The organism is Winogradskyella sp. PG-2 (assembly GCF_000828715.1).
Taxonomy (GTDB): domain Bacteria; phylum Bacteroidota; class Bacteroidia; order Flavobacteriales; family Flavobacteriaceae; genus Winogradskyella.
This window is the reverse complement of the sequence record NZ_AP014583.1, coordinates 2,135,604-2,147,462: the sequence shown is the minus strand read 5'-3', so window position 1 is coordinate 2,147,462 and position 11,859 is coordinate 2,135,604. Positions and strand designations below refer to the sequence as shown.

At 33.7% G+C, this 11,859-nt stretch carries 9 protein-coding genes; all 9 read right to left on the bottom strand.

What is annotated here, in order from left to right; genetic code table 11:
* Positions 1-9 precede the first annotated feature (9 nt).
* From ftsA to WPG_RS09435, 9 genes are read right to left on the bottom strand one after another with little or no spacing between them, the layout of a single operon-like run.
* A complete protein-coding gene (gene ftsA / locus WPG_RS09475) occupies positions 10-1,341 on the bottom strand; it encodes a cell division protein FtsA (RefSeq protein ID WP_045471764.1) in 1,332 nt (443 codons plus the stop codon).
* Between the two features lie 3 nt (positions 1,342-1,344).
* On the bottom strand, positions 1,345-2,016 hold the full coding sequence (locus WPG_RS09470; RefSeq protein ID WP_316929933.1) for a cell division protein FtsQ/DivIB: 672 nt from the start codon (positions 2,014-2,016) through the stop codon (positions 1,345-1,347).
* Between the two features lie 37 nt (positions 2,017-2,053).
* Entirely contained in the window at positions 2,054-3,406 is a 1,353-nt protein-coding gene (gene murC, locus WPG_RS09465) for a UDP-N-acetylmuramate--L-alanine ligase (RefSeq protein WP_045471759.1), read from the bottom strand.
* Positions 3,407-4,501, bottom strand: a complete 1,095-nt coding sequence (gene murG / locus WPG_RS09460; RefSeq protein WP_045471757.1) for an undecaprenyldiphospho-muramoylpentapeptide beta-N-acetylglucosaminyltransferase — start codon at positions 4,499-4,501, stop codon at positions 3,407-3,409.
* Positions 4,501-5,697 carry an FtsW/RodA/SpoVE family cell cycle protein gene (locus WPG_RS09455; protein ID WP_045471755.1) on the bottom strand — a complete coding sequence of 399 codons (1,197 nt, stop codon included), beginning with the start codon at positions 5,695-5,697 and terminating at the stop codon, positions 4,501-4,503. Before WPG_RS09455 ends, murG begins: the two co-directional genes overlap by 1 nt.
* 55 nt (positions 5,698-5,752) lie before the next feature.
* On the bottom strand, positions 5,753-7,084 hold the full coding sequence (murD, locus tag WPG_RS09450; protein ID WP_045471753.1) for a UDP-N-acetylmuramoyl-L-alanine--D-glutamate ligase: 1,332 nt from the start codon (positions 7,082-7,084) through the stop codon (positions 5,753-5,755).
* Positions 7,084-8,325 (bottom strand): phospho-N-acetylmuramoyl-pentapeptide-transferase, encoded by a 1,242-nt coding sequence (mraY, locus tag WPG_RS09445; protein ID WP_045471750.1) that lies wholly within the window; start codon positions 8,323-8,325, stop codon positions 7,084-7,086. The genes murD and mraY overlap by 1 nt, the downstream gene beginning before the upstream one ends.
* Positions 8,326-9,789, bottom strand: a complete 1,464-nt coding sequence (locus WPG_RS09440; protein WP_045471747.1) for a UDP-N-acetylmuramoyl-L-alanyl-D-glutamate--2,6-diaminopimelate ligase — start codon at positions 9,787-9,789, stop codon at positions 8,326-8,328.
* Entirely contained in the window at positions 9,786-11,744 is a 1,959-nt protein-coding gene (locus WPG_RS09435) for a penicillin-binding protein (RefSeq protein WP_045471744.1), read from the bottom strand. The genes WPG_RS09440 and WPG_RS09435 overlap by 4 nt, the downstream gene beginning before the upstream one ends.
* Between the last annotated feature and the right edge of the window lie 115 nt (positions 11,745-11,859).

Sequence of the window (11,859 nt, the reverse complement as noted above, 5' to 3'; positions counted from 1 at the left end):
TTAATTTCACTACTCTGCGTTATCCAAAAATTCTTTAACACGCTCTGTTAATTTATCTAAAAAAGAACGACGTTCTTTCACAGTTTCTTCAACTACTATTTCTGATTCAGATGCTTCAACATGTTCTGCTTCTGCTGCATTTATTATTTCTTCCTCTACTTCTTCAGCTTTCTTTCTATCCTGACGTTTTAAACCATCCATAACTAAACCAACAGCTGTAGCAAATAATGGACTTGCAATATCGTCATCACTATCACCAGCCAAATGTTCGTTTGGATAGCCAATTCTGGTATCCATTCCTGTAATATATTCAACTAGTTGCTTTAAATGTTTCAGCTGACTTCCTCCACCTGTTAATACAATACCAGCAATCAATTTTTTCTTTTGCTCCTCATGACCGTAATTTTTTATTTCTACATAGACTTGCTCTACAATTTCCACTACTCTTGCATGGATTATTTTAGACAAGTTTTTTAAGGTTATTTCTTTAGGCTCTCTTCCTCGTAATCCAGGAATAGACACAATTTCATTATCCTTATTCTCACCTGGCCAAGCAGATCCGAATTTCATTTTTAATAATTCAGCCTGCTTTTCTATGATTGAACAACCTTCCTTTATATCTTCAGTAATCACATTACCACCGAATGGAATTACAGCAGTATGGCGAATGATGCCATCTTTAAAAACAGCTAAATCAGTTGTTCCACCTCCTATATCAATTAAAGCAACACCCGCTTCCTTTTCTTCTTGACTTAATACAGCATTAGCTGATGCTAAAGGTTCTAAAGTAATACCCTCTAATTCTAAGCCAGCACTTTTAACACAACGCCCAATATTTCTAATTGAAGACACCTGACCCACTACAACATGAAAATTAGCTTCAAGTCGTCCTCCATACATACCAATAGGCTCTTTTATTTCAGCCTGACCATCCACTTTGAATTCTTGTGGTAGTACATGTATAATTTCCTCACCAGGTAACATTACTAACTTATGCACTTGATTGATTAATCGATCAATATCTTCTTCATCAATAACTAATTCAGAATTAGCTCTTGTTATATAATCACTATGCTGTAAACTACGAATGTGCTGACCAGCAATACCAACTGTCACTTCTTCAATTTTCTCAGAAGCTGCTGCTTCAGCCTCTTGCACAGCCTGTTGTATAGATTGAATCGTTTGAGTAATATTATTTACTACACCACGATGCACACCCATACTTTTGGATTTACCTACACCAAGAATCTCAACTTTATCATACTCATTTTTGCGGCCAATCATAGCCACAATTTTTGTAGTGCCTATATCTAAACCTACCGAAATATTATTGTTTTCCATAGTTTACTTTTTGGTGCATATTACTTGTTTATCAAACTTTAAATTCACTAATTTATAGCTATCCAAAATTTTATCTTTCATTGCTTTTTGATAGAAAGCCTTGAAATTATTTATCTTTTTTTCTAAATTTTTTAACGATCCTATATGAACCGTAAAATCGCTCATCCTAATTTTAAAATCTATAGTTAAATCATCATTTTGACGAATCTCTATGACATATTTTTTTAAAAAATCATCTTCATCAACAGTTTTTGCAAATTGAAAGACTGTTTTGAGCTTACTTTTTTTAATATTTCCTGTTACGAGCGGAACTCTTGCAGAATAATTAGAAGATAAAGGCATATATGAACCTTCATCATCGATATAATACGATGCATTTGTACTGACTCTTGCTATTGGTCGTTTTTGCTCAATTTCAGCGGAAAGCTCACCATTTACTGACATAAACACTTCTGCTTTCTTTATCATTGGGTTAGAATTTAGGGCAGCTTCTAACTCGTTCAAATCTATAATTTCTTTGGACTGCCCCGTAACGGTCTGTTGATTTTGTATTAACAATTTACTAACAGTCGCATCTGTAACAAATAATTTGTTTTCTCCTAAGAATTCTATACTAGGTTCTACCACTTTTCTGTTTTTATTTCTATGCTTAGAAAACGCAAATAAAAAACCCACCAAAAACAGTAAACCAATGATTTTTATGTAGTTATAATTAATTCGCAACGCTTAATACTTCTTTTATATATTTTACTTCTTCTCCAATATCTCCTGCTCCAATAGTCAATACTACTTGTGCATTAGATTTTTTAATTTCATCAATCAATTCTGATTTTTGAATCAAGTTTTTATTTGGATTTTCAATTTTACTTAATAACCATTTTGAAGTCACTCCTTCTATTGGTAATTCTCTTGCTGGATAGATATCTAACAACAATATTTCATCAAATTTTGAAAGACTCTCAGCAAAACCATCTATAAAATCTCTGGTCCTCGTGTAAAGATGTGGCTGAAAAATTGCCAAAATATTTTTATCTGAATACATTTCTCTCACAGCTTGATGAACTGCATTAATCTCTTCTGGATGATGAGCATAATCATCAATAAAAACAAAATCTTCAGTTTTAATCTGATATGTAAATCTGCGTTTTACACCTTTGTAAGATGCTAAACCCTTGGCGAGCTGGTTGTAAGGGCAACCAAAATCAACAGCCATCGCCAAGGCTATTATTGCATTCGAAAGATTATGTCTACCAGGTAGGTTAAATTTGAAATCTTTATGTAATCCACTAGGTGTTTGAAAATCAAACACATAAATACCACTTTCTATGTTTACATTTTGAGCACTGTAATTGGAATCGTCTTCAATACCATAGGTAATGCCATCTAAAGGCAAACCATTTCTAATAAATAACTTTCCGCTTGGTTTTATACAATTTGTAAAGTCTTTGAATGATTTTATCAATTCAAAAGCATCACCATAAATATCTAAATGATCTGCGTCCATTGAAGTTATACAAGCCAAATCTGGAGATAAGGTTAGGAATGAGCGATCAAACTCATCAGCTTCAACTACGGTTACATCTGTTCCGTTAAGTATCAAATTAGAATTATAATTCTCACTTATACCACCTAAAAAAGCAGTTACTGGAATGTCGCATTCATTTAATAAGTGACCAAGAATACTAGTGGTCGTAGTTTTACCATGAGTACCCGCAACTGCAAGACACTTAGTTTGTCTAGTGATTTCTCCAAGAATCATAGAGCGTTTTAAAACTTTAAAATTATGTGCTTTAAAATATCTTAACTCTGAATGCGAATCTGGTATTGCGGGTGTATAAACTATAAGCGTATTTTCTGAATTTAAAAACGTGCTGTTAACATGTTCTATATCATCATCGAAATGAATAGGCACACCTAAATTCTGTAATGCTTTTGTAATCTCAGAAGGTGTTCTATCATAACCTGCAACCTGTTTTCCATTTGCAACAAAATAACGCGCAAGTGCACTCATACCAATACCACCAATACCAATAAAATAGACGTTATTTATAGTTTGTAAATTCATTTAATTTTTTAAAAGCTTTTCAACTTCATCAACAATATCATTGGTTGCATTTACCAAGGCTAATGCTTCGATATTTTTACTTAATTCTACTCTTCTATTCTCGTCAGAAATCAAATCAGAAAACTGATTTCGAAATTCAGACTCTAATTCTTTTTCTTTAATTAAAAGTGCCGCATTTTTATCTGCAATTGCTTTTGCGTTTTTAGTTTGATGATCTTCAGCAACGTTAGGTGACGGAATAAAAATTGTTGGCTTACCTACAATACATAACTCAGAAACAGAGATTGCACCAGCTCTAGATATAATAATATCTGCTGCTGCATAGGCCATATCCATATTATTTAAAAATGCATGAACTTGAACATATTTCCGTGTGTTATAGCTTTTATATTGGTCATAATACAACTTACCACATTGCCATATTAATTGAACATTCTTCGCTTCAAAATATTCTAAATTTGACTCAACCAACTGATTGATTCTTCTCGCACCTAAACTTCCTCCTAATACTAGTAATGTGTGTTTGCTATGAATTAAAGTGAACGCATCTTTACCCTCAATATGTTTACTCTTTACTTCTAATAAATCCTTGCGAATAGGATTCCCTGTTAACCTTAATTTCGCTTTTGGAAAGAACTTCTCTAAACCTTCATAGGCCACACAAATTGTATTCACTTTTTTACTAAGTAACTTATTAGTGATGCCTGGATAAGAGTTTTGCTCTTGGATGAGGCTAGGTATCTTTTTAGATGTTGCCACTTTTAGTAAAGGCCCACTTGCAAAACCTCCAGTGCCGATTACAGCATTTGGAGAAAAGGTTTCAATAATTTTTCTTGAACGCAATAAACTTGTGATAAGTTTAAATGGAAACATCAAATTTTTTAAAGTCAATTTTCTTTGAATACCTGAAATCCATAAACCTTCAATCTTATAACCAGCCTGTGGCACTTTGTCCATTTCCATTCGATCAGAAGCACCAACAAATAAAAATTCAGCATCTGGATAGCGCGACTTTAACTCGTCAGCTATAGCAACAGCTGGATAAATATGTCCTCCTGTACCACCTCCTGATAATATAAATTTATAGTTACTCATTAAATTGTTTCACTCAGTATATCTAAAGGGTTGTCACCTTCAAAAATTTCTTTATCTTTTATTTCTTCCCTTCTTGCACTAACACTTAATATAATTCCTACTGCTAAACATGTCATCCAAATTGAGGTTCCTCCACTACTAATTAATGGTAAAGTTTGTCCTGTAACAGGAAATAATTCTACAGCAACAGCCATATTAATTAAAGCCTGGAATACAATAGGAAGTCCAACACCTAACACTAAAAGTTTTCCAAATATGGTATCCGATTTTTGTGAAACGATCACTATTCTAAAGAGTAACCATGAGTATAAAACCAATAAAAACAATCCTCCAATTAAACCGTATTCTTCAATAATTATAGCGAAGATAAAATCTGAAGATGATTGTGGTAAAAAATTCTTTTGCACACTCTTTCCTGGTCCAACTCCTTGAATTCCGCCTGAAGCAATAGCTATTTTAGCTTTCTCTATTTGGTAATCTGCTTCAGTATCTTCCCCATTTGCAAAGTTTTCAATACGACTAATCCATGTATCTACACGGTTTGGCATTTGTTCAGGAAATGCTTTAGCCACCAGAATGAACATCGTAAGTGCAGCCAGACCAGTACCAATAACAATCAAAAGATATTTTATGGGATAACCTCCAATAAAAGCCAACATCATAATCATTGTGAAAATGATAGCCGTAGTAGAGAAATTGGCAGGAAGAATAAGTACTAATATTAAGAACACTGGTGCCCAAAGCGGCAGTATAGTATCCTTAAAGCTTATTCTCTTATCTCTTATTTTAGATAAATATCTGGCTACATAAACCATTAACACCACAGCTGCTAAAGTTGATGTTTGAAATGACATATTTACAATAGGAATTTGTATCCAACGACTTGCATTAGCACCTTCTATAGTTGTGCCTTGGAGCATTGTTACCAATAACAATACAAATACAATTGGAACCATTACCATAGATAGTCCACGGAAATATTTATATGGTACTTTATGTACCCCAAACATAATAGCAAATCCGAGTGCTAAATGCATAAAATGCTTTAGAAAAAAGGAAAATGTGTTACCAATACCGCCAACATAAGCAAGATTACTAGCTGCACTATAAACAGGTAAAAAGGAAAAAATTGCCAAAAGCGTAGCAATAGCCCAAATGGCTCTATCGCCTTTTATTTGTTTAAATATGTTCTGCATGCTTAACCTTACATTATTATAGATGAGTCCCTAATTCATCATTATTACTTCTGTACTATAAATTACGTACTGCATTTTTAAATTGACGTCCACGATCTTCATAGTTTTCGAATAAATCGAAACTCGCACAAGCTGGTGATAATAGTACATTATCACCACCATCAGCAACTTTGTAAGCAATTTTTACAGCTTCGCTCATAAATTCAGTTTCAATAATAACATCTACCATATTTCCGAAAGCCTCAAACAACTTATGATTATCAACACCAAGACAGATTATTGCTTTTACTTTTTCATTTACAAATGGAAATAACTCTTTGTAATCATTTCCTTTATCCACTCCACCAACAATCCAAACCGTTGGTGCATCCATACTCTCTAAAGCAAAATATGTAGCATTAACATTTGTTGCTTTAGAATCATTAATGTACTGAACTTTATTAATTTTCAACACATGCTCAAGTCGATGTTCAACCCCTTGAAAATTCTCTAAGCTCTCACGTATAGTTTGCTTTCTAATTTTGAGTAAATGCGCCACAGTAGAGGCTGCCATTGCATTCTTAATGTTATGTTTACCTTCTAATGTTATGTTTTCTGTTGGCATAATTATTTGATTATTATCTATTGTTATTATTATATTATTATTGTCTAAATAGGCTCCTTCTTCAATGACTTTAGTCAAAGAAAAAGGCAGTTGTTTAGATTGAATTTTATGATTTTGAAGCCATTCTAAAATCACTTCGTCATCAGCATCGTAGATGAAATAGTCATCTTCTGTTTGATTTTCTACAACTCTAAATTTTGAAGCAATATAGTTTTCAAACTTATAGTCATAGCGATCTAAATGATCTGGTGTGATATTTGTCAGGATTGCAATTTTTGGTTGAAAATCTAAAATATCATCTAGCTGAAAACTGCTCACTTCAAGAACATAGTTATCATGATTTTCTTCAAGGATTTGTTTTGCAAAACTGTCACCTATATTACCCGCTAATCCTACATCCAATTCTCGTTTAAGCAAATGATGTGTCAAAGTTGCAGTTGTTGTTTTACCATTACTACCAGTTATTGCAACTAAAGTTGCATCTGTATAGTTTGAAGCAAATTCAATCTCAGAAACTACTTTGATTCCTAAATCACGAATTTGTTTTACCAAAGCCCCTCTATCAGGAATGCCAGGACTTTTCATGATGATGTCAGCATTCAGAATTTTTGATTCCGTATGCTGTTCATCTTCAAATTCAATCTCATTATTTAAAAGAACGTTTTTATACTTTTCTTTGATCTTTCCTTTATCAGAAACAAACACTTGGTATCCCTTTGCATTTCCTAAAAGTGCAGTTCCAACTCCACTTTCTCCACCACCAAGAATGACTAATCGTTTCATTATCTAATCTTCAATGTCACAATCGATATAATTGCTAGAAGTATTCCAACAATCCAAAATCGTGTTACAATTTTACTCTCGTGATATCCTGATTTCTGATAATGATGATGTAACGGCGACATTTTAAAAATGCGTCGACCTTCACCATATTTTTTTCTTGTGTATTTGAAATAGCTGACCTGCATCATTACCGATAGATTCTCTGCTAAGAAAATCCCACATAAAATTGGTATCAACCATTCTTTCCTTACTGCAATTGCTATTACAGCTATTATTCCTCCGATGGTTAAACTTCCAGTATCACCCATAAAAACTTGAGCTGGATACGCATTGTACCAAAGGAATCCTATTAAAGCACCAACAAATGCAGCGATATAAATGGTGATTTCTTCAACTTGAGGGATATACATTATATCTAGATATTGAGAGAAGATGATGTTACCAGACACCCAAGCAAAAATTCCTAAAGTCAAGACGACAATAGCTGATGTTCCAGCAGCTAAGCCATCTATTCCATCAGTAAGGTTTGCACCATTTGAAACCGCTGTTACAATAATTATGGTTACTAGGATGAAAATCATCCATGCATATTTTTCTAAATCCGGACTGATCCAAGTGATTAAATCTGAATAATCAAACTCATTATTCTTCACAAAAGGAATTGTTGTTTTAGTAGATTTCTTAGCAACATCGAATAGTTGTGCTTCTGGTAAATTTGGATTTTCATCTAATAAAACGCGCTGTTCCTGAATTGGTAATTCTTCTTTAATGGTTACATCTTCATGAAAGTAAAGAGTTAGCCCAACAATAAGACCAAGACCAACTTGTCCAAGAACTTTAAATTTCCCTTTTAGACCCTCCTTATCATTTTTGAATTTTTTAATGTAATCATCAATAAATCCGATAGTTCCCATCCAAAGCGTAGTAATAATCAGTAATATGATGTATATGTTTTCTAGCTTGGCTAAAAGCAATACCGGAATAAGTGTGGCTAAAATGATTATTATTCCACCCATTGTTGGAGTTCCTGCTTTCTCAACTTGGCCTTCTAAACCTAAATCTCTAATAGTTTCTCCTACTTGTTGCTTTTGTAAGAATCGGATAATACGTTTACCAAAAATTGTAGAAATCAACAACGACAAAATAATAGCTACAGCTGCTCTAAAGGTTAAGAAACCAAAGAGTGATGCTCCTGGAAACTGGAACTGTTGTTCTAAATATTCAAATAAATAATACAGCATCTACTTTTGTAATTGTTTTAAAAATTCTTGTACTGTTTTATAATCATCAAAATCAAAGCGTTCTCCTTTAATCTCCTGATAAGTCTCATGACCTTTTCCTGCAATTAGAATAATATCTTTTCCGACCGCCATTTGACAAGCTGTTTTAATCGCTTGCTTTCTATCTGTAATTGATAAGGTTTTTTTGAAATTCTGAGGCTCAACACCTTTTTCCATATCTTCTATTATGGTTTCTGGCACTTCACTTCGCGGATTATCACTAGTAAAAATCACCTTGCTACTAAGGGCAGAAGCGATATGCGCCATTTTAGGGCGCTTGGTTTTGTCTCTATCTCCACCACAACCTACAACCGTAATTAACTCTTCGTTTTTAGTGCGAATACTGTTGATGGTTTCTAAGACATTCTTTAAAGCATCAGGTGTGTGTGCGTAGTCTACAATAGCTGTGATTTTTTCATCTGAAATGAAATATTGAAATCTCCCTGAAACATTTTCAAGTTCACTGATAAGCCTTAAGACCTCATCTTTTTCTAATCCTAATAATTCTGCCGCTCCATAGATCGCCAAAATATTATAGGCATTAAAACTTCCTATTAAGCGTGTCCATAATTCACTATCATTAACTTTTAATAGCAATCCGCTAAACTCATTCTCTAAAATTTGCGCTCTATAATCTGCATAATTCTTTAAAGCATAAGTATATTTTTTTGCCTTCGTATTCTGAAGCATTACTAAACCATTCTTGTCATCTATATTAGAAAGGGTAAACGCATCTTTTGACAACTGATCAAAGAATGTTTTTTTGACATCTCTATATTCCGCAAAGGTTTCATGGTAATCTAAATGATCATGTGATAGATTTGTAAAGATGCCGCCTGCAAACTTCAAGCCTTCTGTTCTACTCTGATGAATACCATGAGAACTCACCTCCATAAAACAAAATTCAATTCCTTCATCGTTCATTTGTTTTAAATAAGCGTTGATAGTCAAAGAATCTGGTGTAGTATGTGTAGCCTTATAAGTTGTATTATCTACCATGATTTTCACAGTAGATAACAATCCAACTTTATAACCTGCTTTCTTAAATAGTTGATATAACAAACTTGTTACTGTTGTCTTTCCATTGGTTCCAGTAACTCCAATAAGCTTTAAGTTTTCTGAAGGATGCTCAAAATAATTAGCAGCCATATAAGCCAACGCCTGATTAGAATTAGCAACTTCTATATAGGCAATTCCATCCTTAAGAATCTCTGGAAGTGTTTCGCACACAACAGCAGTTGCACCAGCTTCAATAACCTTTGCTATATATTCATGACCATCAGTTATAGTTCCTGAAATAGCCACAAATACATCATCAGACCCAATCTTACGAGAATCAAATTCCATCTTATTAATAGCAACACTCGTGCTACCAACCACAGCATTAATAGTAACCTTATACAATATGTCTTTTAGTATCATCATGATGCCTCTAAGACTATGGTTTGGTTTGGTTGTAATTTTTGATGTCTACCTACAGATTGCTTTTTTATAATACCATTACCATTTAACTTCACTTTTACATTAACCTGAAGGTTTTCAAGCAAAGCAATAGCATCCATTGCTGGCATACCAACTACGCTTGGCATTAACGCTTTGTATTTACGAGCATTTTCGTAATAGCTTTCAAAATCTTGATTAACTAGACTGTTGTCAAAATCTAAAGTCTTAACCTCATCTATAATTGGAGTATCTGTATAGATTTTTTGAGCAATCCGCTTAAAAACAGGGCCAGCCACATCAACACCATAATACCCAACTTCTACAATTGGTTTATGAATAACCACAATACATGAATATTTAGGTTTCTCAGATGGAAAATAGCCCGCAAATGAGGAGATGTACTCTTTTTTCTTTTTCCATTCTTCAAAATCAGCATAGTTTGTACGTGCTGTTCCTGTTTTCCCTGCCATGGAAAAGGTTTTGGAATACATACGCTTTCCGGTGCCACGAATCACGACATTTTTAAGAATATCTCTAATCTCAGCTAAGGTTTTATCAGAACATATTTCATCAACTAAAACCTCCTTTTCAAAAACCTCAATATTTTTATCAAATGATTTTACAGCTCTTATAAACCTTGGTTTAATTAACTCACCATCATTAGCAATAGCATTATAAAAAGCTAACGTCTGAAGTGGTGTCATCGTTAGGTTATATCCATATGCCATTGATGGTAATGCATTCCTACTCCAATTTGAAGCACCTGGACGTGGAATATCTGGCTTACCTTCACCAATAATTGAAACACCCAAAGGCCGATCCAATTTCCATTTACTAAGTCTTTCTAAAAATTTCTCAGGTTTTTTTGAATAATGATCATCAACAATAGTCGCTAACCCAATATTTGATGATACTTCTAAAGCTCTTGCTGCAGAAATTTTTCCATGTCCTTGACCAGAATCATTTATTGGACGACCATAAAACATTTTTCTACCGTTTTTGGCATCAATTACTGTAGATGTATCTATAACTTTATCTTCTAAAGCAGCCATCATTGCCATTACCTTAAATGTAGAACCAGGTTCATGGCTTTCACCAACAGCGTAATTTAGTTTCTCATAATATGTACCTTTCGATGTTTTTGCCAAATTGGCTATCGCTTTAATTTCACCTGTTTTAACATCCATAACCACAACACAACCGTGCTCTGCTTTATACTTTTCAAGCTGCCCTAAAAGTGAATGGTGTGCAATATCCTGTATATTAACATCTATTGTAGTGTATAAATCTAAACCGTCTTGCGGTTCAACCTGATCAAAATCAGCAATGGGCTTCCATTGCCCATTCCCAATTTTTTGCTTTAAACGTTTTCCTTTTTTTCCTTGCAAATACTTTTGCCCAAATGCACCATCAATACCAACTCTTGTTGCATAATTATTTTCATCAATACGCTCATAACCAATAGAACGAGAAGCTATTTCTCCCATAGGATGCTCACGACGTGTTGTTTGCTCCACTATTAGTCCACCTTTTATAGCACCTAGTTTTAGTAAAGGGAAATTTCGCATCCTTAAATAATCGGAATAACTAATGTTTCTTGCTAAAAGAAAATATCTATTTTTATTATTACGTGCCTTTCTAATTATATCCTTATAATAATAGGCTGATTTTCCTTTATAAGCTGACAACGAATCTGACAATGCACCGATATACTCATTAAAAACAACATTACTAGCCTGGACAGCATCAATTCTAATATCATACTTAGGAATAGATGTCGCCAACAAACTACCATCAGCAGAATAAACATTTCCGCGATTTGGCTCAATATCAAAATCTTTTACGGTACGTTTTTCAGCAAGCTCCCTATATTCATCTCCTTGAATAAATTGAATACTACACAACTTAAAAACTACAGCTAAAGCAAAGACAAACATGCAACCTGCCACGAAGTACAATCTGTTTAATATATTGGTTTCTGTTGTTGCCAAAACTTACTCTTGATGTAATTTCACTCGATAATCGAGATTACTTATTTCTATTTTTTTAACT

What these genes read in the sequence shown, in the direction of transcription:
- ftsA (WP_045471764.1), bottom strand. Translation starts at nt 1,341, where the DNA reads ATGGAAAACAATAATATTTCGGTAGGTTTAGATATAGGCACTACAAAA.
- murC (WP_045471759.1), bottom strand. Translation starts at nt 3,406, where the DNA reads ATGAATTTACAAACTATAAATAACGTCTATTTTATTGGTATTGGTGGT.
- murG (WP_045471757.1), bottom strand. Translation starts at nt 4,501, where the DNA reads ATGAGTAACTATAAATTTATATTATCAGGAGGTGGTACAGGAGGACAT.
- WPG_RS09455 (WP_045471755.1), bottom strand. Translation starts at nt 5,697, where the DNA reads ATGCAGAACATATTTAAACAAATAAAAGGCGATAGAGCCATTTGGGCT.
- murD (WP_045471753.1), bottom strand. Translation starts at nt 7,084, where the DNA reads ATGAAACGATTAGTCATTCTTGGTGGTGGAGAAAGTGGAGTTGGAACT.
- mraY (WP_045471750.1), bottom strand. Translation starts at nt 8,325, where the DNA reads ATGCTGTATTATTTATTTGAATATTTAGAACAACAGTTCCAGTTTCCA.
- WPG_RS09440 (WP_045471747.1), bottom strand. Translation starts at nt 9,789, where the DNA reads ATGATGATACTAAAAGACATATTGTATAAGGTTACTATTAATGCTGTG.
- WPG_RS09435 (WP_045471744.1), bottom strand. Translation starts at nt 11,744, where the DNA reads ATGTTTGTCTTTGCTTTAGCTGTAGTTTTTAAGTTGTGTAGTATTCAA.